The sequence below is a fragment of the Pseudomonas koreensis genome (genome assembly GCF_012986595.1).
GTDB classification, from domain to species: Bacteria; Pseudomonadota; Gammaproteobacteria; order Pseudomonadales; family Pseudomonadaceae; genus Aquipseudomonas; species Aquipseudomonas koreensis.
The window spans coordinates 136,503-159,955 of sequence record NZ_JAAQYM010000001.1 but is presented as its reverse complement, the minus strand read 5'-3'; the positions used below and the strand labels follow the sequence as shown (position 1 = coordinate 159,955).

The following is a 23,453-nucleotide window of genomic DNA, read 5'->3' as shown; positions in this document are numbered from 1 at the left end:
ACCGCTGCGGCGGTGAATGAGACTGTGCAATGCGTGATCTGAGTGAGCAGGAAAAATTCTGGCAGGGCGATTTCGGCAACCAGTACATGGAGCGCAACGTCGGTCAGCCGCTGGTGGCGGCCAATCTGGCGTTGTTCGTCAAGGCTCTGAGCCGCGCCGGGCGCATCGACAGTGTGGTCGAGTTGGGTACCAATGCCGGCAACAACCTGCAGGCGCTGCATCAACTGCTGCCGCAGAGTGAACTGTTCGGGGTCGAGATCAACGCAAGCGCCTGCGCTCAGGCGCGGGCACTGGGCATCGCGCAGATCTGGCACGGCTCGTTGTTCGACTTTCCCCGCGAGCGCAGTTACGACCTGACCCTGAGCAAAGGCGTGCTGATCCATCTGGCGCCCGAGCTGCTGCCTACCGCCTATGCGCAGCTGTATGAGTTGAGCCAGCGTTACATCCTGATCGCCGAATACTACAACCCTGTGCCGGTGGAGGTGTCCTATCGCGGCAACAGCGGCAAGCTGTTCAAGCGCGATTTCGCCGGGGAAATGCTTGATTGCTATCCCGATCTGCACTTGCTCGACTACGGCTTCGGTTATCACCGTGATCCGCAATTTCCGGTAGACGACATTACTTGGTTCCTGCTGGAAAAACGTCCTTGAACAGTGTCGCAATCATTCCGGCCCGCGGCGGCAGCAAACGCATCCCGCGCAAGAGTCTGTTGCCGTTCGACGGCATACCGATGATTGTCCGCTCGATCCGCGCGGCGCAGGATTGCGGCTTGTTCGATCAGGTCGTGATCAGTACCGACGACGCCGAGATTGCCGAACTTTCGCTGGCCCACGGTGCGCAAGTACCGTTCCTGCGCCCGGCGGCGCTGGCTGATGACTTTACCGGCACGGCGGCGGTAATCGTGCATGCCTTGCAGCAGCTCCCGGCCTACGATTACGCATGCTGCATCTATGCCACCGCGCCGTTGTTGCAGGCGCGTTATCTGCGCCAGGGATTTGAGTTGCTGGAGCAGAACCCGCACAAAGCCTTTGCGTTCTCCGTGTGCAACTTTGGTTTCCCGGTACAGCGGGCGCTGACGCTGGACGGGCAGGGCGCGCTCAGCGCGTTGTATCCCGAATTTCGCAACACCCGTTCGCAGGATCTGCCCGAAGCCTTTCAGGATGCCGGTCAGTTCTATTGGGGCCGCAGCGAATCCTGGTTGAGCGGTGAGGTGCTGTATTCGCCCGCCAGTCTGCCGGTGATTCTGCCGCGTTACCTGGTGCAGGACATCGATACGCTTGAAGACTGGAAGCGCGCCGAATACCTTTACGCCGCATTGAAGGCTGGCGGAGAGCTGTAATGAGAGTGTTGATCCGCGCTGATGCCTCGCCGACCATCGGCAGCGGCCACATTGCCCGCTGCCTGACCTTGGCGCGGGTGCTGCGCAAGCAGGGCGGTCATGTTGCGTTCGCCTGTCGCCGATTACCCGGGCATCGGCTCGATGCGCTGAGCGATGAGGGTTTTGAAACCTTCGCGTTACCAGACTTATACCCTGACGAAGACCCGCTGCAGGCTATCGAGTCGATGCTGCCGTGGCAGGCCGATATCGACGCATTGGCGTCGTTGCTGGAGGGGCATGCCGGATTCGACTGGATCGTCGCCGACCATTACGGCCTCGATCATCACTGGCAGACGGCCGCCCGACGCTGGGCGCCACGGATTGCGGCGGTGGACGATCTTGCCACCCGCCATTACAGCGTCGATCTGCTGCTCAATCAGAACCTCTCCGGACTCTGTGAGAATTACGCGCCGCTGCTGCCCGAAGGCTGCCGCACCTTGCTCGGGCCGCGCTACGCCATGCTGCGCGAAGAGTTCGTCTGCCCGGCCATCGCGATCAAATCCAAGGCCCGGCGGGTGCTGGTGAATTTCGGTGGTTTCGATGCGGCGATGCAGACCCATCACGCGATGCTGGCGCTGCAGGATTTCGCTGATCTGGAAGTGGATTTCGTCGCCGGCGCAGACAACCCGGCGTGGACACAAATGCAGGCGCTGGCCGAAACACGCCCGCACTGGCGCCTGCACAGCTTTGTCAGCGACTTCCAGCAGCGCATGACTGAGGCTGACCTGTTTATCGGCGCTGGCGGTGGCACCAGTTGGGAGCGCGCGGCCCTGGGTCTGCCAACCCTGTGCATCGCGGTATCGAACAATCAGCAGGCTAACGGCGAAGTCATGGCCGCCGCCGGGGCGCATGTGTTCATGGGCGCCCGCGAGCAGGTCAGCGTCGAACAACTGCGCGACGCGATCGGCTTTGTCGTCGGCAATGTCTATCTGCGCCAAAGTCTGGCCGAGCGGTCACGCCAACTGGTCGATGGGCGCGGTGCATTGCGCGTGGCGGCAGCGCTGGCCGGTTCGGTGCTCAAGCTGCGCCCGGCGACCCTCGACGATGCGCACTTGCTGTTCGACGGGCGCAATGCCGAGGCTGTGCGCCGCTGGTCTCTGGACACGGGCGCAATTGAGTGGCCGCAGCACCTGAACTGGCTGAATGCGAGCCTTTGCAATCCACAGCGCCTGTTGTTGATCGCCGAGGCCGATGACGGCCCGGTCGGCGTCTTGCGTTATGACCTGCGCGGCTGCGAGGCTGAAGTGTCGCTGTATCTGCTTGAGGGGCGTTTCGGTCTGGGCTGGGGCAGGGCGCTGCTGACGCGAGGTGAGGCGTTCGCCCGCGAGCACTGGCCGCAGATGACCGCCATTACCGCGCAGGTCCTGCCGGGCAATCGCCCCTCATTGAATGTATTTCGTGACGCCGGATTCACCCAGAGTGCCTGCGCGTTCACCAAGGTTTTGAAGGATCACCGCGATGAGTAGTTTCAAGATTGGCGAACGTCTGATCGGTGCTGATGCGCCGCCGTTCATCATTGCCGAAATGAGCGGCAACCATAACCAGTCGCTGGAGGTGGCGCTGCAGATTGTCGAGGCCGCCGCCAAGGCGGGCGCGCATGCCTTGAAGTTGCAGACCTACACCGCGCAAACCATGACCCTGGATCTGGCCGAGGGCGAGTTTTTCATCAAGGACCCGAACAGCCTGTGGACCGGGACTTCGCTGTACGACCTGTATGAGAAAGCCCACACCCCGTGGGAGTGGCACGCGCCGATTTTCGCCCGGGCCAAAGAGCTGGGCATGCTCGCGTTCTCGACGCCGTTCGATGACACGGCGGTGGACTTCCTCGAAAGCCTCGATGTGCCGGCGTACAAGATTGCCAGTTTCGAAAACACCGATCTGCCGTTGATCCGCCGTGTGGCCGCGACCGGCAAACCGCTGATCATCTCCACCGGCATGGCCAGCATCGCCGAACTCGACGAAACCGTGCGCGCCGCCCGCGAGGCCGGGTGCAAGGATCTGGTGCTGCTCAAATGCACCAGCACCTACCCGGCGACCCCGCTCAACAGCAACCTGCGCACGATCCCGCACCTGCGTGAACTGTTCGGTTGCGAGGTGGGGTTGTCCGATCATTCCATGGGCGCTGGCGTGTCCGTAGCCTCTGTGGCGCTCGGGGCAACGGTGGTGGAAAAACATTTCACCCTCGACCGTTCGGCAGGTGGCGTGGACGCCAGTTTCTCGCTGGAGCCCGCAGAGCTGGCCAGTCTGGTCATCGAAACCGAACGTGCCTGGCAGGCCATGGGTCAGGTGCATTACGGCGTTACCGAAGCCGAGCGCAAGTCGCTGGTCTATCGCCGCTCGTTGTACGTCACCGCCGACATGGCCGCCGGTGAGCCCTTCACTGCCGCCAATCTGCGGGCTATTCGTCCCGGTCTCGGTTTGCCGCCCAAGCACACCGATGCCGTTCTCGGACGCCGCGCTCGCCAGGCGATCAAACGCGGCACGCCGCTGGACTGGTCGTTGGTCGAATAACCCGATCTGCACCCGATTCGGCAAAATAGCGTGACCTGCGAGTCATAACGCGCATCTTCACTGTATTGTATTGACCGGGGAGATGGCGCCTGGCCGTTGATCGGTTCCAGTGATAGCCCTTTGCGCTCCCCGTGGCTGCCCTTTGTGGCGGCCGTTTTCTGTTTGTCGGCGCCCCTCGAATCCTTGCGAGCGGTGGTTTTGGGCTGTTTTTTATTGGGAAGCCGTAATGATTGGCATAAAAAGCATTGCGAGCTACGTTCCTGTAGCCGGCGTGGACAATTACGCACAAGGTGCAAAATTCGAGAAGGATGAAGAATTCATCCTCGGTAAAATCGGTTCGGCCTTCCTGCCGCGCAAAGACGCTGAACAGGAAACCTCCGATCTGTGCGTGGAAGCGGCCAATGCGCTGTTTGCCAACAACCCTGAACTGAAACGTGAATCGATCGACGCGCTGATCGTCGTCACCCAGAACGGTGACGAAGAAGGTCTGCCGCACACCGCTGCAATCGTCCAGGACAAACTCGGTCTGCCGACCAATGTCGCGGCGTTCGATATTTCCCTGGGCTGCTCCGGTTACGTCTACGGCATCTATGCGATCAAGGGCTTCATGGAAGCTGCCGGCCTGAAGAATGGCCTGCTGATCACCGCTGACCCGTACTCGAAGATCGTCGATCCGGAAGACCGCAACACCACCATGCTGTTCGGCGATGCCGCCACCGCCACCTGGATGGGCGAAGATCCTTCCTGGGCGCTGGGCAAGGCCAAGTTCGGCACCGACGGTTCCGGCGCACCGCACCTGAAAGTCACCGATGGCGTGTTCTTCATGAACGGGCGTCAGGTGTTCAACTTCGCGCTGCTCAAAGTTCCGGCGCACTTGCACGAATTGCTCGACGACTCGGGCCTCAAGGCTGACGACATCGATGCGTTCTGCATTCACCAGGGCAGTGCGGCGATCGTCGATGCGGTGGCACGACGTTTCGAAGGCGAGCCAGAGAAGTTCATCAAGGACATGGTCGAGACCGGCAACACGGTGTCTTCGAGCGTGCCGCTGCTGCTGGAAAAACACGTGCTTGATTCCGACTGGCAGCGCATTGCGATCAGCGGTTTTGGTGTCGGTCTGTCGTGGGGCTCGGCGATCATCTATCGTCCTTGAGCCAAGCAAAAACGGCGGATACAAAAATAGCGTTCAAGGTTACCCTTGAACGCTATTTTTTTGCCCGAACGAAACGCGAGGCGTCATGAGCGAGTTTTTCCAACCCAATGCCCAGGTCATCCAGCAACGCTGGCCGGCGTTGTTCGAGCGGTTGATGGCGGAAGACAGTTCAGTCGTTCAAGCCGAACTGGTGCAGGGATTGGGCTCGACGCTCAGCGTCAATGGCGTGCAACTGACCAGTCGCCACGACCGGGTCCACGAAGCCCGGATCCAGGCCGCCAGCCTGGCGGAAAAACCTCAGTTGCATGTCTATGGCACTGGCCTCGGCGACTTGCCAACGGTGCTGCTGGAGCGTGCCGGGCTTGAGCAGCTGTATGTGCATATCCTCAATGGCGCGTTGTTCGCACTGGTGCTGCAACTGCTCGATCAACGGCAATGGCTGGTAGATCCACGCGTGCAGCTGTTCTATGCCGGTGATCTGTCAGACATCTGCACGCCATTTTTCGCCCTGCCGGCCGAGATGCTGCTGGCTGATGAATTCAACGCGAAGATCCGCGATCGGCTGGTCAGCGAAGTGCACCTGAGCTTTAACAATCGTGAGTTCGATCCGCACTTGCCGTTCATTCAACAACGCTTGCAGGACTGCTTGCCGGTGTTGCTGGGCGATGACGATGTGGCGCAATTGTTCGGAACTGCCAATGGCCGGGAGATCTATGTGATCGGTACCGGGCCGACCCTGGAGGGGCATTTCCAGCGTCTGGCGGCGGTGCGCGCGCAGGCCGAGCGTCCATTGTTGATATGCGTCGATACCGCTTACCGGCCATTGCGCGAGCACGGAGTCGTCCCGGATCTGGTGGTCACTATCGATCAACGCATCAACATTCGGCATTTGCCGTTCGAGGACTCCGCTGGCATTCCGCTGGTGTATCTGCCAATGAGCGATCCTGCGATGCTGACCGCCTGGAAGGGCAAGCGTTATGGCGGTTACTCGGCCAGCCCGGTTTACGCCGCATTGCGTGAGCAGTACCCGCGCGGACAGCTGCACGTGGGCGGCAGCGTGATTCATCCGGCGGTCGACCTGGCGGTGAAGATGGGCGCCTCGCGCATTACCCTGTTCGGCGCCGACTTCGCGTTCCCGATGAACAAGACCCATACCGGCTGGAACGACGGCGATCTGGGGCCGGGGGTCGATCAGGCGCGGTATTGGGTGCAGGACGGGTATGGCCAGCGGGTCAGTACACAGCTTAATTTTCGCGGTTACCTGTGTGTGCTGGAGCGTTATATCGCCGCGCACCCACAGGTGCAGTTTTTCAACAGCAGCCGGGCGGGCGCGTTGATCGCCGGGACGCAGTTCAATCAGGAGTTTGTGCAATGACGACGATTGAGCAATGCGTCGACGAATGCCGGCAGTGCGCCGGTCTGTTTCGTCTGGGGCGTGATGTCGAGGCTGCGCTGGAAATGGTCGACGTGTTCGAGGGCGCACAGCAGTTGCTGATAGCCAGGCCTGCACAGATTCAGCAGGACTGGGCCTTTATACTCACGCACATGCTCGATTGTCAGGAGCGTCAGGACTGGTTGGGGCTGGCCGACTGGATGGAGTACGAGTTGGTCGAGTTATTGCAAAAAGCACGATCGGCACACTGACAGACCGCACTGGCCCGCGGCTTTGCGCGCGGGTCGGTTTTATGGCGTCATTTTTTCGCAAGTGGGAGGGTGCTAAGCCCTTGTTTTCGCTGGGGTGGCAGGGTGATGGCAAATTTTTTTCAAAAAGCCCTCAAGCAACCTGCCAACCCGACGATAACTATTACGAAGGTTCTCTAGGCCATTCCAGGCGGTTGCCAGGGCCGGAAGCCGCAGTACCCAACCAACGAGGAATTCGTCATGGCTTTAACAGTAAACACCAACACCACGTCGCTGAACGTTCAAAAGAACCTGAACCGCGCTTCCGACGCTCTGTCGACTTCGATGCAGCGCCTGTCTTCCGGCCTGAAAATCAACAGCGCTAAAGACGACGCTGCTGGCCTGCAGATCTCCACTCGTATGCAATCGCAAATCCGTGGTGGCAACCAGGCTATCCAGAACGCCAACGACGGTATCTCCGTTGCTCAGACCGCTGAAGGCGCTCTGCAAGCTACTACCGACATCCTGCAGCGTATGCGTGAACTGGCTGTTAAAGCACGTACCGGCACCAACGGCACTGCTGACCAGAAAGCGACCAACAAAGAATTCGCGGACATGTCCGACGAAATCACCCGTATCGCTGCTTCCACCAACCTGAACGGCAAAAACCTGCTGGACGGTTCGGCTGGTACTGTGACCCTGCAAGTTGGTGCTAACACCGGTACTGCTAACCACATCGACCTGGTACTGAGCTCCAAGTTCGACGCCGTCAGCCTGTCCGTGGACAAAGGTACCCTGGCTCTGACCGGTACTGACGCTGCTACTGCCGGTAGCAACATCGACAGCGCTATCACTGCAATCGACGCCGCTATCGCTGCGATCGGTGATACCCGTGCCAGCCTGGGTGCTTCGCAAAACCGTCTGACCAGCACCATCGCCAACCTGCAGAACATCGTTGAGAACACCACCGCTGCACAGGGTCGTGTACAAGACACCGACTTCGCCGCAGAAACTGCTAACCTGACCAAGCAGCAAACTCTGCAGCAGGCTTCGACCTCCGTTCTGGCTCAAGCCAACCAACTGCCTTCCGCTGTACTGAAGCTGCTTCAGTAATTTCGGAATGAGTTTGGGCGGGGGAGTGCGCTAGTCGTGCTCTCTCGCCTTTTTACGTTAGGAGGTGATGAGCATGGACATGAGCGTAAAGCTTAACCAGTCTTATCCGGCTCCCAAGCCAGTAACGCCGGTCGCTGACAAAACGTCAGAGGCGCCCAAGGTTGCCAAGGCTGAAGCGCCGGTCGCTGCCAAGGGTCAGGATACGGACGAGACCAAGTTGAAACTGGCGGTGCAGGAGATCGAGAAGTTCGTTCAATCGATCAAGCGCAATCTGGAGTTCTCCATTGACGAACACTCCGGGAAGGTCATCGTCAAGGTGATCGCGAGTGAGACGGGTGAGGTCGTTCGCCAGATCCCCTCCGCAGAAGCCCTCAAACTGGCAGACAGCCTCGCGAACGCGAGTCACGTATTGTTCGACGCCAAAGTCTGAGAGCTGGCATGAATAGTGTCTGTCTTTCTTGATGACGCCGGGAAGGGTCAAAAGAACGGCAGCAATCTGAAGGGAGATGCACATGGCAAGTCCAATTTTACCGGGTACGGGCCTGGGTTCCGGCCTGGACATCGGTGCGATCGTTACCGCGCTGGTCAATGCCGACAAGGCGCCGAAGCAGACGCAAATCGATACCGCGACCAAAGCCAACACGCTGAAGATTTCCGGCATCGGTTCGTTGAAGAGCGCGCTGACCGCGTTCCAGACAGCGATGAAAAACCTGGGCAATACGACCAACCCTGCGTTTGCCGGCTTCACCGCGACTTCGAGTAACACGAACGTTCTGAATGCTACTTCCGACAGTACCGCGGTGACGGGCAATTACAATGTTGTCGTGACCCAGTTGGCCACCGGTTCGAAAGTTGCCAGTGCCTCTTTTGCCGGCGGAGCCGCCAGTGCCATTCCGAGTGGTACCCTGAAAATCAGTCAGAATGGCACTGATTACAATGTCGACATTCCGGCCGGTTCTACCTTGCAGAACACTCGCGATGCCATCAACAAGGCTCAGGGTGCCAACGGTATTTCCGCCAACATCGTGACAGACGCCAGCGGTGCTTCGCGCCTGGTGATCAGTTCGAACAAGACCGGCGCAGGTTCCGACCTCACCGTCAGCGGTATTGCCGGCCTCGAAATCGATGGTACCAAGCCGATGAGCGCCAGTCCGGCGGCAGGTGATTCGGGCGCAGTCAACGGCGTTGCCAAAGATGCCCTGTTGACCATCGATGGTCTTCAGGTCAGCAGCAAAAGCAACACCGTCACTGGCGCAATCAGTGGTCTGACCCTGAATCTGACCACTGTCAGTTCTGGCACTCCGCCGAGTCCGACTGTTGTCAGCGTAGATGCCAACACCAAAGGCCTGCAGACATCGATTCAGCAGTTCGTCGACGCTTACAACACGTTGAAGACCACCATCGACACGTTGTCCAAGGCGACGCCGGACGCAGATGGCAAGCTGACCGTGCAAGCCGCTTTCACTGGCGACGCGATGCCGCGTGCACTGATTGCCAGTGTTCGCGCCGAGTTGACGGCGCCAGGGGCGGGTGGTCCGCTGGCTGTGCTGTCGCAGTTGGGTGTGATGACCGACCGCAACACCGGTAACCTGACGTTCAATACCGATACGTTCAATAAGACCATGGCCCAGCCAGGCATGACCGGTCAGGTTCAGCAGTTGTTCACGGGTACCGACGACAAAAACGGGCTGTTGAACCGCATGAGCAAAGCGGTTGATCCGTATCTCAACCCGCCGGCGGACAATAAGTCCGGGACCAGTTTGCTTGATCAGCGCATGGCCATTCTGACCAAAAACACGCGCAGCCTTACCGATCAGCAACTGGCGCTGGACTTACGTGTTGCCAACCTCACCAAGACGTTGACCGCAAAATACAACGCCATGGACCTGTTGGTTGGGCAGATGAAGGCCACGGCGAGCAACATCACGTCGTTCTTCAGCACGCTGAACGCTCAGCAGTCCGCGAAGTAACAGGCAAGAACGACAAAAACCCGGCTACGCTTTATCGGCGTGCGCCGGGTTTTTGTCTTTTGATCTAAAGTTCTGTGATTCGTTGGCGATACACTGGTTATACGAGTCATTGTGGCAATGAGGTAGAACATGAACCCAATGTTAGCCCTTCGGCAATATCAGAAAGTCGGCGCGCACGCCCAGACATCCGAGGCGAGTCCGCACCGTCTGGTGCAAATGTTGATGGAAGGTGGCCTGGAGCGCATCGCTCAGGCCAAGGGCGCTATCGAGCGCAAGGATATTCCCGCCAAGTGCACGGCCATCAGTAAAGCTGTTGGCATCATCGGTGGTTTGTGTGAAGGCCTGGATCTGGAAAACAGTGCTGACTCGGTGGGTGAGCTCAACCAGCTTTACATCTACATGATGAAGCGACTCGCCGAGGCCAACGTCAAGAGTGATCCGAAGATACTCGACGAAGTTGCAGGCCTGCTGCGCACCGTTAAGGAAGGCTGGGACGGCATCGCTCCGCCAGGTCCCCAGTTTTAAGGAGAGCACCATGAGTCTTGTATTGCAGCGAATCGCCGATACCCGTGAAGCGTTGGTCAGCGCGCTGGCCGAACGCAACTGGGAAGCCATTGGCGAGCTGGATCTGGCTTGCCGTTCCTGCATGGAAGACGTCATGGCCGAGGCCTCGCTGGATGAGGAGGCCTTGCGCAATAACCTTGAGGAGTTGCTCCACGTCTACAAGGAGCTTCTGGAGGCGGCCATGGGTGAGCGGCAGGCGATAGCCAACGAGATGTCGCAGATCACCCAAGCGCAAAAGGCGGCAAACGTTTACCATCTGTTTGGTTAATTAACCCCCAGTTAATCCAGACATGTGCGCCATAAATTTGACTGTGCACGGTTTTTTGACTTAACTAGTGGCTGTTTTCAGATTTCAGGCGTCTACAGGCACAAGGTGTCCTGCAAGCGTCTCGCTTGCCCCATTTTTCGGGCATTGAGTTGACTAGGGAAGTTGCTATTGCATGTGGCGTGAAACCAAAATTCTGCTGATCGATGACGATAGCGTCCGCCGCCGCGACCTGGCGGTGATCTTAAATTTTCTCGGTGAAGAAAATTTACCCTGCGGCAGCCATGACTGGCAGCAGGCTGTCGGCTCTTTGTCATCAAGTCGTGAAGTCATCTGTGTACTGATCGGGACGGTCAATGCTCCGGGTGCACTTTTGGGCTTGTTAAAGACACTCTCGACTTGGGATGAGTTCCTTCCGGTTTTGCTGATGGGCGATAATTTTTCCGTCGACCTGCCGGAAGACCAGCGCCGCCGGGTGCTTTCGACCCTGGAAATGCCGCCCAGCTACAGCAAACTGCTCGACTCCCTGCACCGTGCCCAGGTCTATCGCGAGATGTACGACCAGGCCCGCGAGCGCGGTCGTCATCGCGAACCCAACCTGTTCCGCAGCCTCGTCGGCACCAGCCGGGCGATCCAGCATGTGCGGCAGATGATGCAGCAAGTGGCCGACACCGACGCCAGCGTGCTGATCCTCGGCGAGTCCGGTACCGGCAAGGAAGTGGTCGCACGTAACCTGCATTACCATTCCAAGCGTCGCGACGCGCCATTCGTCCCGGTCAACTGCGGGGCGATCCCGGCAGAACTGCTCGAAAGCGAACTGTTCGGCCACGAGAAGGGTGCCTTCACTGGCGCGATCACCAGCCGTGCCGGGCGTTTCGAGCTGGCCAACGGCGGTACGCTGTTCCTTGACGAAATCGGCGACATGCCGCTGCCGATGCAGGTCAAGCTGCTGCGCGTCCTGCAGGAGCGCACCTTCGAGCGCGTGGGCAGTAACAAGACCCAGAGCGTCGATGTGCGCATCATTGCCGCGACCCACAAGAATCTCGAAAGCATGATCGAGATCGGCACCTTCCGCGAAGACCTCTACTATCGCCTGAACGTGTTCCCGATCGAGATGGCGCCGCTGCGTGAGCGCGTCGAAGACATCCCGCTGCTGATGAACGAATTGATCTCGCGCATGGAGCACGAGAAGCGCGGCTCGATCCGCTTCAACTCGGCGGCGATCATGTCGCTGTGCCGTCACGGCTGGCCGGGCAACGTCCGCGAACTGGCGAACCTCGTGGAGCGCATGGCGATCATGCACCCGTACGGGGTGATCGGCGTGGTCGAGTTGCCGAAAAAATTCCGCTACGTCGACGACGAAGACGAGCAGATGGTCGACAGCCTGCGCAGCGATCTCGAAGAGCGTGTGGCGATCAACGGCCATACCCCGGACTTCACCGCCAACGCCATGCTGCCGCCGGAAGGCCTGGACCTGAAGGACTACCTCGGTGGTCTGGAACAAGGCCTGATCCAGCAGGCACTGGACGACGCCAATGGCATCGTGGCGCGTGCCGCCGAACGCCTGCGTATCCGTCGCACCACGCTGGTGGAGAAGATGCGCAAGTACGGCATGAGCCGGCGCGAAGGAGACGAACAGGCGGATGATTGACGCCTGTTTTTCAAGCTCTTCATTTATAAGCGGTTTTTTTTAGGCACGGGTATTGCTACATCCCTCGCAACGTTCCGTTTAACTGACGGTCAGCCAAGCGAGAGAACACAATGCCCCACGCCCAGATGTCTTCTGCCTCCAATGCCGAGGGGCAATCGTCGTCCGTCGAGCAGACGAGCCGTCAGGGGCTTGAGCACGCATTTGCGCTGTTCAATCAGATGTCCAGCCAGCTGACCGATTCCTACAGCATGCTTGAAGCGCGGGTCACCGAGCTCAAGGGTGAACTGGCGGTGGTCAGCGCCCAGCGCATGCAGGAGCTGGCCGAGAAAGAACGCCTGGCCAACCGTCTGCAAAACCTCCTTGATCTGTTGCCCGGTGGCGTCATCGTAATTGACGGCCACGGTATGGTTCGCGAAGCCAATCCGGCGGCGACCGACCTGCTCGGGCTGCCGCTGGAAGGCGAGTTGTGGCGTCACGTCATCGCCCGTTGCTTCGCTCCGCGTGAAGACGACGGTCACGAAATTTCCCTGAAGAACGGTCGACGCCTGTCGATTGCCACCCGCTCGCTGGATGCCGAGCCGGGGCAGTTGGTGCTGCTCAATGACCTGACGGAAACCCGTCATCTGCAAGACCAACTGGCGCGCCATGAGCGTTTGTCTTCGTTGGGGCGCATGGTCGCTTCGCTGGCCCATCAGATTCGCACACCGCTGTCCGCCGCGTTGCTCTACGCCAGTCATTTGACTGAGCAGGAGCTGCCGGTCGCCACCCAGCAGCGCTTTGCCGGACGCCTCAAGGAGCGTCTGCATGAGCTCGAGCATCAGGTGCGCGACATGCTGGTGTTCGCCCGTGGCGAGCTGCCATTGACCGACCGCATCACCCCTAATGCCCTGATGCAGTCGCTGCAAGCGGCGGCGCTGACCCATGTGCAGGATTTGCCAATTCGTTGGCAGTGCGACAGCCACGCCGGCGAGTTGCTGTGCAACCGCGACACGCTGGTCGGGGCGATCTTGAATCTGATCGAAAACGCGATTCAGGCCAGTGACGGCAACGTGCGCCTGAAAGTGCATTGCTACACCCGCGACAACAGCCTGCGCCTGTGCGTCAGCGACAGTGGCAGCGGTATTGAGCCGCGGGTGCTGGAGCGTCTCGGCGAGCCGTTTTTCACCACCAAAGTCACCGGTACCGGCCTCGGCCTGACCGTGGTCAAGGCAGTGGCGCGGGCGCATCAGGGAGAATTGCTGCTGCGCTCGCGGGTCGGGCGCGGCACGTGCGCGCAGGTCATCCTGCCGTTGTTTTCCGCTGCACAGGGAGCTGAGTAAACGTCATGGGCATCAAGGTTTTGCTGGTCGAGGATGACCGCTCGTTGCGCGAGGCGCTGGCCGATACGCTGTTACTGGCCGGTCACGACTATCACGCCGTCGGCAGCGCCGAGGAGGCGTTGAAGGCGGTCGAGCGCGAGGCGTTCAGTCTGGTGGTCAGCGACGTCAACATGCCCGGTATGGACGGCCATCAACTGCTTGGACTGCTGCGTGCCCGGCAGCCGCAATTGCCGGTGTTGCTGATGACCGCGCATGGCGCGGTCGAGCGTGCGGTGGATGCGATGCGCCAGGGCGCGGCCGATTATCTGGTCAAGCCATTTGAGCCCAAGGCGCTGCTGGACCTGGTGTCGCGGCATGCCCTGGGCTGCGTCAGCGTTGCTGACAGTGAAGGTCCGGTGGCGGTCGAGCCGGCCAGTGCGCAGTTGCTGGAGCTGGCGGCACGGGTCGCCCGCAGCGATTCCACGGTATTGATCTCCGGCGAGTCCGGCACCGGCAAAGAAGTGCTGGCGCGCTACATCCACCAGCATTCCCATCGTGCCAGCCAGCCATTCATTGCAATCAACTGTGCGGCGATTCCCGACAACATGCTCGAAGCCACGCTGTTCGGTCATGAGAAAGGCTCGTTCACCGGTGCCATCGCGGCGCAGGCCGGCAAGTTTGAGCAGGCCGACGGCGGCACCATTCTGCTCGATGAAATTTCCGAAATGCCCTTGGGCCTGCAGGCCAAGTTGCTGCGGGTCTTGCAGGAGCGCGAAGTCGAGCGCGTCGGCGCGCGCAAGCCCATCACCCTGGACATTCGCGTGGTCGCCACCACCAACCGTGATCTGGCGGGCGAAGTCGCGGCGGGGCGTTTCCGTGAAGACCTTTTTTACCGTCTGTCGGTTTTCCCCCTGGCTTGGCGTCCACTTCGCGAGCGCACTGCCGATATCTTGCCGCTGGCCGAGCGGTTGCTGAACAAACACGTCAATAAAATGAAGCATGCGGCGGCGAAACTTTCGCCCGAAGCCCAGGCTTGCCTGACCGGTTACCCGTGGCCGGGCAACGTGCGGGAACTGGATAACGCCATTCAACGGGCGCTGATTCTGCAGCAGGGCGGGCTGATTCAGCCGCAGGATTTCTGCCTGACGGGTGCGGTGACGTTTACCGCAGCGCCCCTCGTTGCGCCGGTGCAACCGCTGGTGCGCGAGATTGAAGTCGAGGCCGAATCCGCCGGTGCGCTGGGCGATGACCTGCGGCGCCGGGAGTTTCAGATGATCATCGACACCCTGCGAACCGAGCGTGGCCGGCGCAAGGAAGCTGCGGAAAAACTCGGCATCAGCCCGCGCACCCTGCGCTACAAACTGGCGCAAATGCGCGATGCCGGGATGGACGTCGAAGGCTATCTGTTCGCCACCTGATCGCTGGCGCGAATGTTTGGACGCGCTTTTCTGAAAGGCTGCCCGATAGCTGGCACCCTTGTTGCTAACACCTGTGTACCCGCCGAGTGAGTGTCAAAAAATTGCGGGCCGCCCAAGAGAGTAGACCATGAGCCAAGGTATTGAATTTAATCGGTTGATGATGGACATGAAGGCCATGCAAATGGATGCCATGTCTGCGCCGAAATCGACTTCCGCTGTCCCTGAACTGGCGGGCAGCAGCTTTTCCGACATGCTCGGTCAGGCCATCAACAAAGTCAGCGATACCCAGCAGGCGTCGACTCAGTTGGCCAACGCATTTGAAGTCGGCAAGAGCGGCGTCGATCTGACCGACGTGATGATCGCCTCGCAGAAAGCCAGCGTGTCGTTCCAGGCTCTGACCCAGGTGCGCAACAAGCTGGTTCAGGCTTATCAAGACATCATGCAGATGCCGGTTTAAGGACGAGATTGAGTCATGGCAGAAGCAGTCGCCGATAACGTTCCGGCCAAGGCCACCCCGATAGACGGCAAACCGCCGCTGTTCGGCCTGTCCTTCCTGGAAAACCTCTCCGAGATGACCATGCTGCGTCAGGTGGGCCTGTTGGTCGGCCTGGCTGCGAGCGTGGCGATTGGCTTTGCCGTGGTGCTGTGGTCGCAGCAGCCGGATTACCGTCCGTTGTACGGCAGCCTTGCCGGCATGGACGCCAAGCAGGTCATGGACACTCTGGCCTCCGCCGACATTCCCTATACCGTCGAGCCGAACTCCGGCGCCTTGCTGGTCAAGGCTGACGATCTGTCCCGTGCGCGGATGAAACTCGCGGCCGCTGGTGTCACTCCCAGCGACGGCAACATCGGTTTCGAAATCCTCGACAAGGAACAGGGTCTGGGCACCAGCCAGTTCATGGAAGCGACGCGCTACCGTCGCGGTCTGGAAGGCGAACTGGCGCGCACCATCTCCAGCCTGAACAACGTCAAGGGCGCCCGCGTGCACCTGGCGATTCCGAAGAGCTCGGTGTTCGTGCGTGATGAGCGCAAGCCAAGCGCTTCGGTACTGGTCGAGCTGTATTCCGGGCGTTCGCTGGAGCCGGGTCAGGTGGTGGCGATCATCAACCTGGTGGCGACCTCCGTTCCTGAGCTGAGCAAATCGCAGATCACCGTCGTCGATCAGAAGGGCAACCTGCTCTCCGATCAGGCGGAGAACTCCGAAATGACCATGGCCGGCAAGCAGTTCGATTACAGCCGCCGCATGGAAAGCATGCTCACCCAGCGCGTGCACAACATTCTGCAACCGGTACTGGGCAACGATCGCTACAAGGCTGAAGTCTCGGCCGACATCGATTTCAGTGCCGTCGAATCCACTGCCGAGCAGTTCAACCCGGACCAACCGGCGTTGCGCAGCGAGCAGTCGGTGAACGAACAACGCACCGCCAGCAATGGCCCGCAAGGTGTGCCGGGGGCCCTGAGCAACCAGCCGCCGGCGCCGGCTTCGGCACCGCAAACCACCGGTGGTGCGCAAGCTTCCAGCGGCATGATCCAGCCAGGTCAGCCATTGGTTGACGCCAACGGTCAGCAGATCATGGACCCGGCCACCGGCCAGCCGATGCTCGCACCGTACCCGGCGGACAAGCGTCAACAATCCACCAAGAACTTCGAGCTCGACCGCTCCATCAGCCACACCAAACAGCAGCAGGGTCGCCTGAATCGTCTGTCGGTGTCGGTGGTGGTCGACGATCAGGTCAAGGTCAATGCGGCCAACGGTGAAACCACCCGTGCGCCGTGGAGCGCCGATGAACTGGCGCGCTTCACCCGTCTGGTGCAGGACGCCGTCGGTTTCGACGCCAGCCGTGGCGACAGCGTCAGCGTGATCAACATGCCGTTCTCCGCCGAACGCGGTGAAGTGGTCGCCGATATTCCGTTCTACTCCCAGCCATGGTTCTGGGACATCGTCAAACAAGTGCTGGGTGTGTTGTTCATCCTGGTGCTGGTGTTTGGTGTGCTGCGTCCGGTGTTGAACAACATCACCGGTGGCGGCAAAGGCAAGGAGCTGGCCGGTCTGGGCAGCGACGTGGAACTCGGTGGCATGGGCGGCCTGGACGGCGACCTGGCCAACGACCGCGTGAGCCTCGGTGGTCCGCAGAGCATTCTGTTGCCGAGCCCGAGTGAGGGTTACGACGCACAGCTGAATGCAATCAAGAGCTTGGTGGCCGAAGATCCGGGTCGCGTGGCTCAGGTCGTGAAAGAGTGGATTAACGCAGATGAGTGATAACCGAGCCGCAACCGTCAAACTGAACAAGGTCGACAAAGCCGCGATTCTGCTGCTGTCCCTGGGTTCGACCGATGCCGCGCAAGTGCTGCGCCACATGGGCCCCAAAGAGGTTCAGCGTGTCGGTGTGGCCATGGCCCAGATGGGCAACGTCCATCGCGAGCAGGTCGAGCAGGTCATGAGCGAGTTCGTTGACATCGTCGGCGACCAGACCAGCCTCGGCGTCGGCTCCGACGACTACGTGCGCAAAATGCTCACCCAGGCGCTGGGCGAAGACAAGGCCAACGGCCTGATCGACCGCATCCTGCTCGGTGGCAACACCAGCGGCCTCGACAGCCTGAAGTGGATGGAGCCGCGCGCCGTTGCCGACGTGATCCGTTACGAACACCCGCAGATCCAGGCCATCGTGGTGGCGTACCTCGACCCGGATCAGGCCGGTGAAGTGCTCGGCAACTTCGACCACAAGGTGCGCCTCGACATCATCCTGCGCGTCTCGTCGTTGAACACCGTGCAGCCGGCCGCACTGAAAGAGCTGAACCAGATTCTCGAGAAGCAGTTCTCCGGCAACTCGAATGCCTCGCGCACCACCCTGGGTGGCATCAAGCGCGCGGCAGACATCATGAACTTCCTCGACAGCTCGATCGAAGGCCAGCTCATGGACTCGATCCGCGAAGTCGACGAAGACCTGTCCGGTCAGATCGAAGACCTCATGTTCGTGTTCAACAACCTGGCCGACGTCGACGACCGCGGCATCCAGGCGCTGTTGCGCGAAGTGTCCTCCGACGTGCTGGTGCTGGCCCTCAAGGGTTCGGACGAGGGCGTCAAGGAGAAGATCTTCAAGAACATGTCCAAACGTGCCGCCGAACTGTTGCGCGACGATCTCGAGGCCAAAGGCCCGGTGCGCGTCAGCGACGTGGAAACCGCACAGAAGGAAATCCTCACCATTGCCCGTCGCATGGCCGAAGCCGGCGAAATCGTGCTCGGTGGCAAGGGTGGCGAGGAAATGATCTAAGCCCATGGACAAGCATGACGAGTCAGTGACGGATCTGATCCGCGCCCGGGATGTTCGTGGTTTCGAATCCTGGGCCATGCCCAGCTTCGATCCGCCAAAACCGGAACCCGAGCCGGAGCCGGAGCCCGAACCGCCGGAAATGGAAGAAGTGCCGCTGGAGGAAGTCCAGCCACTGACCCTGGAAGAACTCGAAAGCATCCGTCAGGAGGCTTACAACGAGGGCTTCGGCATCGGCGAGAAAGAAGGTTTTCACAGCGCCACGCTCAAGGTGCGACAGGAAGCGGAAGTCGCGCTGGCGGCGAAACTGGCCAGCCTCGAGCAACTGATGACGCACCTGTTCGAGCCCATCGCCGAACAGGACACGCAGATCGAAAAGTCGCTGGTCGACCTCGTGCAACACATCACCAAACAGGTGATCAAGCGCGAACTGGCGATTGATTCCAGCCAGATCGAACACGTCATGCGCGACGCGCTCAAGCTGTTGCCGTTGGGCGTGGACAACGTGCGTCTGTACGTCAATCCGCAGGATTTCGAGCAGGCCAAGGCCTTGCGCGAGCGTCACGAAGAATCCTGGCGCATCGTCGAGGATGAGTCGCTGATGCCCGGTGGTTGCCGGGTTGAAACCGCGCACAGCCGGATCGACGCCAGCATTGAAACCCGTATCACCCAAGTCATGGGCAAGCTGTTCGACCAGTTGCACGAACAGGCTTTGCACCCGGCCGCGCCGGATCTGAGCCTGGACCTGCCGGAAGAACCCAAGTCGGCCGCTACTCCTGAAGAGCCGCTCGCGGACGCCGCCGATGCGCCTTGAACGCACCAGTTTTGCCAAGCGCCTGAGCAGCTACGCCGAGGCCACCGAAATGGCCGGTGCGCCGATTCTCGAAGGCCGCCTGCTGCGCATGGTTGGCCTGACCCTCGAAGCCGAAGGCCTGCGCGCCGCCATGGGCACGCGCTGCCTGGTAATCAACGATGACAGCTACCACCCGTCCCAGGTTGAAGCGGAAGTCATGGGGTTTTCCGGCAGCAAAGTATTCCTGATGCCGGTCGGCAGCGTCGCCGGCATTGCCCCGGGTGCCCGCGTGGTGCCGCTGGCGGAAACCGGGCGCCTGCCGATGGGCATGAGCATGCTCGGCCGCGTGCTCGACGGCGCCGGACGTGCGCTGGACGGCAAGGGCGGGATGAAAGCCGAAGACTGGGTGCCGATGGACGGCCCGACGATCAACCCGCTCAACCGCGACCCGATCCACGTCCCGCTGGACGTCGGCATCCGCTGCATCAACGGTTTGCTGACGGTCGGACGCGGTCAGCGTCTGGGCCTGTTCGCCGGTACCGGTGTCGGTAAGTCGGTGCTGCTGGGCATGATGACGCGCTTCACCGAGGCCGACATCATCGTCGTCGGCCTGATCGGTGAGCGGGGTCGAGAAGTTAAAGAGTTCATCGAGCACATTCTCGGTGAAGAAGGCCTCAAGCGTTCCGTGGTCGTCGCATCCCCTGCGGACGATGCACCGCTGATGCGTCTGCGCGCGGCCATGTACTGCACGCGAATCGCCGAGTATTTCCGCGACAAGGGCAAGAACGTCCTGTTGCTGATGGATTCGTTGACCCGTTTTGCCCAGGCCCAGCGGGAAATCGCCCTGGCCATCGGCGAGCCACCGGCAACCAAAGGCTATCCGCCTTCGGTGTTTGCCAAACTGCCGAAACTGGTGGAGCGCGCCGGTAATGCGGAGAAGGGCGGAGGTTCGATCACCGCGTTCTACACCGTGTTGTCCGAGGGCGATGACCAGCAGGACCCGATTGCCGACTCGGCGCGGGGCGTGCTCGATGGTCACATCGTGCTGTCCCGGCGTCTGGCCGAGGAAGGTCACTACCCGGCCATCGACATCGAAGCCTCGATCAGCCGGGTCATGCCGGCCGTGGTCTCGGCAGAGCATATGCAGCGTGCGCAATACTTCAAGCAGCTGTGGTCGCGCTATCAGCAGAGCCGCGACCTGATCAGCGTCGGTGCCTACGTGGCCGGTGGTGATCGCGAGACGGACCTGGCGATCTCGCTGCAGCCGCAACTGACCCGCTACCAGCGTCAGGGGCTGAACGACAAGATCAACATGGGCGAAAGTCAGGCTTATCTGGAAACCCTGTTCGCGCCGGCGGCAGGCGGGTAACCGGCCATGGCCGTGAGTCGCGCCGCACGTCTGGCGCCGGTGGTGGAAATGGCCGAGAAGGCCGAAAAAACCGCCGTGCAGCGGCTGGGCTATTTCCAGGGCCAGGTCAAAGTGGCCGAAAGCAAACTCGCCGACCTCGATGCCTTTCGTCTCGATTATCAGGAACAGTGGATCGTGCGCGGCAGCGACGGGGTGTCCGGGCAATGGCTGCTGGGTTACCACGGCTTTCTGGCGCAACTGGACACCGCCATCGACCAACAGCGCCAGAGCCTGGTCTGGCACCAGAACAAGCTCGACAAGGCCCGCGAGGAGTGGCAACAGGCGTTCGCCAAGGTCGAAGGTTTGCGCAAGCTGGTGCAGCGCTATCGCGAAGAAGCGCAACGCCTTGAAGACAAACGCGAGCAGAAGCTGCTGGACGAGTTGTCGCAGCGCTTGCCGCGCCACGAGCCGTTTTAAACAAGATCAAAAGATCGCAGCCTTCGGCAGCTCCTACAGATAATCGGTTTAGGAGCTGCCGAAGGCTGCGATCTTTTGATCTGGCTTCCAGCCTTGCCCCAAACCTGTCCAAGTGCTAAACCTTGTACACGTTCGTCAATGACAAGGAAGCCAGTCAATGTCAGTCGTTACAGAAGTCTCTCCGGATGGTCAAAAACTGACGATTTCGGTCAGGGGGCGGTTCGATTTTGGGCGCCATCAGGAGTTTCGCGAGGCTTACGAGCGACTTGATCAGAAGCCCGACTCCATCGTGGTCGATCTGAAAGACGCCACCTATCTCGACAGCTCCGCGCTGGGCATGCTCCTTCTGCTGCGCGATCACGCCGGCGGCGACGAATCGGACGTGCGGGTGGTCAACAGCAACTCCGACGTGCGCAAGATCCTCGCCATCTCCAATTTCGACAAACTCTTCGACATCAGTTGACGACCATGCAGGCGCAAGAGCCGCTGACGATCCTGATCGCCGAAGACAGTGCCGCTGATCGCCTGCTGCTTTCCACCATCGTTCGCCGTCAAGGCCACCAGGTGCTGACGGCGGCCAATGGCGCTGAAGCGGTCGAGATCTTTCGTCGGCAACAGCCGCATCTGGTGCTGATGGACGCGATGATGCCGGTGATGGACGGCTTCGAAGCGGCGCGGCAGATCAAGGCGCTGGCCGGGGAAACCCTGGTGCCGATCATCTTCCTGACCTCACTGACTGAAAGCGAAGCGCTGGCCCGCTGCCTGGACGCGGGCGGTGACGACTTTCTGGCGAAGCCTTACAACCCAGTGATTCTCGCCGCCAAAATCAAGGCGATGGATCGCTTGCGCCGGTTGCAGGCCACGGTGCTGCAACAGCGCGACCAGATCGCCAGGCATCACGATTATCTGCTCAACGAACAGCGTGTTGCCAAAGCGGTGTTCGACAAGGTTGCGCATTCGGGATGCCTGAGCGCGCCGAACATTCGCTACCTGCAATCGCCCTACGCGTTATTCAACGGCGATTTGCTGCTGGCGGCGTATACCCCGGCGGGCGACATGCATGTGCTGCTGGGCGATTTCACCGGTCACGGCTTGCCGGCCGCAGTGGGGGCGATGCCACTGGCCGAAGTGTTTTACGGCATGACCGCCAAGGGTTACGGCCTGGCCGAGACCCTGCGCGAAATGAACGCCAAGCTCAAGCGCATCCTGCCAGTGGACATGTTCTGCTGCGCGACCATGCTCTGCCTGAGTTTCCAGCGGCGCTCGGTGGAGGTGTGGAACGGCGGCATGCCTGACGGTTATCTGCACCGCATTGCCAGCGGCGAGCGCGTGCCGCTGGCGGCCCGGCATTTGCCGTTGGGAGTGCTGAGCGTGCAGGCGTTCGATGACCGTACGCAAGTGCATCCGATGCTCGTCGGTGATCGGGTGTTTCTGATGTCCGACGGTGTGATCGACACCAGCAATGCCAGTGATCAACTGTTCGGCGTCGAGCGTTTGCAGCAGGTGTTCGCCGCCAATCGCGAGCCGGATCGCTTGTTCGAGGATATCGAGCAGGCGCTGCAGGATTTTCGTGGCGAGGCGCGCGACGATGTCAGCATGGTTGAGGTCAGCCTGCTGGAGCCTGCGCAGGTCAAGCCGTCGACGCCGGTGTATTCCGATAGCGGTCAGTCGTGCCCGCTTGACTGGTCGGTGAGCTTCGAATTTCGCGGCGCCACGCTGAGGCGTTTCAATCCCTTGCCGTTCCTGTTGCAGTTGCTGCTTGAGGTGCATGGGCTGCGCGGGCAGAGTGGTGCTTTGTACAGCGTGCTGGCCGAGTTGTATTCCAATGCGCTGGAGCACGGCGTGCTCGGTCTGGATTCCAGTCTCAAGCGCGATGCGGCAGGTTTCACTCGCTACTATCAACAGCGTAGCGAGCGGCTGGAGGCGCTGCAGGAGGGCTTTGTCCGCGTGCATTTGCAGGTGCAGCCGCAAGGCGCGGGCGGCAGCCTGGTGATTCGGGTCGAAGACAGCGGCAAGGGTTTTGATGTGGCGCGGGTCATGGAGCGGCCGCTGGACGGCGCCCGTTTGTCGGGGCGCGGCGTCAGTCTGGTCCGGCAATTGGGTCGAAACGCCAGTTGGTCGGACGAAGGTCGCAGTGCCCGCGTGGAGTTTTCCTGGGAGGTTGAGGCATAATTCGCGCAATTCTTGATCAAGGAGTGAACAAGTGGCTGATAAGCACGTGGATCGCGACGCGCTGAGCGCGTTGCGCGAAGTGATGGAGGAAGGCTATCCAGAGCTTCTGGATACCTTTCTTACAGATTCCGAAAGCCGCTTGGTTGAGCTGCGAGATGCAGCGGATGCCAAGGCGTTGTCGGAGGTGGCCCATAGCTTCAAAGGCAGCGCCAGCAATATGGGCGCCGTTCGCCTGGCCGAGCTTTGCCGGCAACTGGAGTCGGGTGCCAAAGACAAGAGCCCGACGGAAATCGTCAAACTGGTCGCTGAGATCAGCGTTGAGTTTGCCGAAGTTCGCCCGGTTTACGAAAACGAAAAACACCACGCTCATACTCACTGATCCCGCCGTCCGGCGCTTTTCTCAAGCGCCGGACAAATCTGGCCCGACACTTGCAATAACCCACCGCAACTGTA

24 protein-coding genes are annotated in these 23,453 nt (G+C 60.5%); all 24 read left to right on the top strand.

Translation table 11 applies throughout. From position 1 onward, the window contains the following. Window positions 1-29 precede the first annotated feature (29 nt). On the top strand, window positions 30-650 hold the full coding sequence (locus HBN98_RS00795; RefSeq protein WP_083366612.1) for a pseudaminic acid biosynthesis-associated methylase: 621 nt from the start codon (window positions 30-32) through the stop codon (window positions 648-650). After that, window positions 647-1,339, top strand: a complete 693-nt coding sequence (gene pseF / locus HBN98_RS00790; protein WP_083366611.1) for a pseudaminic acid cytidylyltransferase — start codon at window positions 647-649, stop codon at window positions 1,337-1,339. Before HBN98_RS00795 ends, pseF begins: the two co-directional genes overlap by 4 nt. After that, window positions 1,339-2,844, top strand: coding sequence for a UDP-2,4-diacetamido-2,4,6-trideoxy-beta-L-altropyranose hydrolase (gene pseG, locus HBN98_RS00785; protein ID WP_083366610.1), 1,506 nt, complete (start codon window positions 1,339-1,341; stop codon window positions 2,842-2,844). The genes pseF and pseG overlap by 1 nt, the downstream gene beginning before the upstream one ends. Further along, window positions 2,837-3,889, top strand: coding sequence for a pseudaminic acid synthase (gene pseI, locus HBN98_RS00780; RefSeq protein WP_083366609.1), 1,053 nt, complete (start codon window positions 2,837-2,839; stop codon window positions 3,887-3,889). Before pseG ends, pseI begins: the two co-directional genes overlap by 8 nt. Before the next feature lie 226 nt (window positions 3,890-4,115). Beyond that, window positions 4,116-5,042, top strand: a complete 927-nt coding sequence (locus HBN98_RS00775; protein WP_064586565.1) for a ketoacyl-ACP synthase III — start codon at window positions 4,116-4,118, stop codon at window positions 5,040-5,042. Window positions 5,043-5,127: 85 nt separating this feature from the next. Further along, window positions 5,128-6,417, top strand: coding sequence for a motility associated factor glycosyltransferase family protein (locus HBN98_RS00770; protein ID WP_083366608.1), 1,290 nt, complete (start codon window positions 5,128-5,130; stop codon window positions 6,415-6,417). Next, window positions 6,414-6,686, top strand: coding sequence for a hypothetical protein (locus HBN98_RS00765; protein WP_083366607.1), 273 nt, complete (start codon window positions 6,414-6,416; stop codon window positions 6,684-6,686). Before HBN98_RS00770 ends, HBN98_RS00765 begins: the two co-directional genes overlap by 4 nt. A 237-nt stretch (window positions 6,687-6,923) precedes the next feature. Next, on the top strand, window positions 6,924-7,775 hold the full coding sequence (locus HBN98_RS00760) for a flagellin domain-containing protein (protein ID WP_083366606.1): 852 nt from the start codon (window positions 6,924-6,926) through the stop codon (window positions 7,773-7,775). 73 nt (window positions 7,776-7,848) lie between these two features. Beyond that, window positions 7,849-8,205 carry a flagellar protein FlaG gene (locus HBN98_RS00755; RefSeq protein WP_083366605.1) on the top strand — a complete coding sequence of 119 codons (357 nt, stop codon included), beginning with the start codon at window positions 7,849-7,851 and terminating at the stop codon, window positions 8,203-8,205. Between the two features lie 82 nt (window positions 8,206-8,287). Next, window positions 8,288-9,745: a flagellar filament capping protein FliD gene (fliD, locus tag HBN98_RS00750; protein WP_083366604.1), complete on the top strand. Its 1,458-nt coding sequence runs from the start codon at window positions 8,288-8,290 to the stop codon at window positions 9,743-9,745. Window positions 9,746-9,874: 129 nt separating this feature from the next. Further along, entirely contained in the window at window positions 9,875-10,270 is a 396-nt protein-coding gene (fliS, locus tag HBN98_RS00745) for a flagellar export chaperone FliS (RefSeq protein WP_007966231.1), read from the top strand. Between the two features lie 10 nt (window positions 10,271-10,280). Then, on the top strand, window positions 10,281-10,577 hold the full coding sequence (gene fliT, locus HBN98_RS00740; RefSeq protein ID WP_083366603.1) for a flagellar protein FliT: 297 nt from the start codon (window positions 10,281-10,283) through the stop codon (window positions 10,575-10,577). Window positions 10,578-10,749: 172 nt separating this feature from the next. Continuing rightward, entirely contained in the window at window positions 10,750-12,225 is a 1,476-nt protein-coding gene (locus tag HBN98_RS00735) for a sigma-54 dependent transcriptional regulator (RefSeq protein ID WP_083366602.1), read from the top strand. A 125-nt stretch (window positions 12,226-12,350) separates the two neighbouring features. Then, window positions 12,351-13,544 carry a sensor histidine kinase gene (locus tag HBN98_RS00730; RefSeq protein WP_162276304.1) on the top strand — a complete coding sequence of 398 codons (1,194 nt, stop codon included), beginning with the start codon at window positions 12,351-12,353 and terminating at the stop codon, window positions 13,542-13,544. A 5-nt stretch (window positions 13,545-13,549) separates the two neighbouring features. Continuing rightward, window positions 13,550-14,941 (top strand): sigma-54-dependent transcriptional regulator, encoded by a 1,392-nt coding sequence (locus HBN98_RS00725; RefSeq protein ID WP_083366600.1) that lies wholly within the window; start codon window positions 13,550-13,552, stop codon window positions 14,939-14,941. Window positions 14,942-15,068: 127 nt separating this feature from the next. Beyond that, window positions 15,069-15,398, top strand: a complete 330-nt coding sequence (fliE, locus tag HBN98_RS00720; protein WP_064586574.1) for a flagellar hook-basal body complex protein FliE — start codon at window positions 15,069-15,071, stop codon at window positions 15,396-15,398. A 15-nt stretch (window positions 15,399-15,413) separates the two neighbouring features. Further along, window positions 15,414-17,201, top strand: coding sequence for a flagellar basal-body MS-ring/collar protein FliF (gene fliF / locus HBN98_RS00715; protein ID WP_064586575.1), 1,788 nt, complete (start codon window positions 15,414-15,416; stop codon window positions 17,199-17,201). After that, window positions 17,194-18,213: a flagellar motor switch protein FliG gene (fliG, locus tag HBN98_RS00710; RefSeq protein ID WP_007920042.1), complete on the top strand. Its 1,020-nt coding sequence runs from the start codon at window positions 17,194-17,196 to the stop codon at window positions 18,211-18,213. Before fliF ends, fliG begins: the two co-directional genes overlap by 8 nt. Before the next feature lie 4 nt (window positions 18,214-18,217). Then, entirely contained in the window at window positions 18,218-19,024 is an 807-nt protein-coding gene (gene fliH / locus HBN98_RS00705) for a flagellar assembly protein FliH (RefSeq protein ID WP_083366599.1), read from the top strand. Then, window positions 19,014-20,372: a flagellar protein export ATPase FliI gene (fliI, locus tag HBN98_RS00700; protein WP_083366598.1), complete on the top strand. Its 1,359-nt coding sequence runs from the start codon at window positions 19,014-19,016 to the stop codon at window positions 20,370-20,372. Before fliH ends, fliI begins: the two co-directional genes overlap by 11 nt. A gap of 6 nt (window positions 20,373-20,378) precedes the next feature. Then, on the top strand, window positions 20,379-20,828 hold the full coding sequence (gene fliJ, locus HBN98_RS00695) for a flagellar export protein FliJ (RefSeq protein WP_064586578.1): 450 nt from the start codon (window positions 20,379-20,381) through the stop codon (window positions 20,826-20,828). Between the two features lie 157 nt (window positions 20,829-20,985). Continuing rightward, entirely contained in the window at window positions 20,986-21,291 is a 306-nt protein-coding gene (locus HBN98_RS00690; protein WP_083366597.1) for an STAS domain-containing protein, read from the top strand. A 5-nt stretch (window positions 21,292-21,296) separates the two neighbouring features. Next, a complete protein-coding gene (locus HBN98_RS00685; protein ID WP_083366596.1) occupies window positions 21,297-23,000 on the top strand; it encodes an ATP-binding SpoIIE family protein phosphatase in 1,704 nt (567 codons plus the stop codon). 31 nt (window positions 23,001-23,031) lie between these two features. Continuing rightward, window positions 23,032-23,379 carry an Hpt domain-containing protein gene (locus tag HBN98_RS00680; protein ID WP_083366595.1) on the top strand — a complete coding sequence of 116 codons (348 nt, stop codon included), beginning with the start codon at window positions 23,032-23,034 and terminating at the stop codon, window positions 23,377-23,379. Window positions 23,380-23,453: the final 74 nt, after the last annotated feature.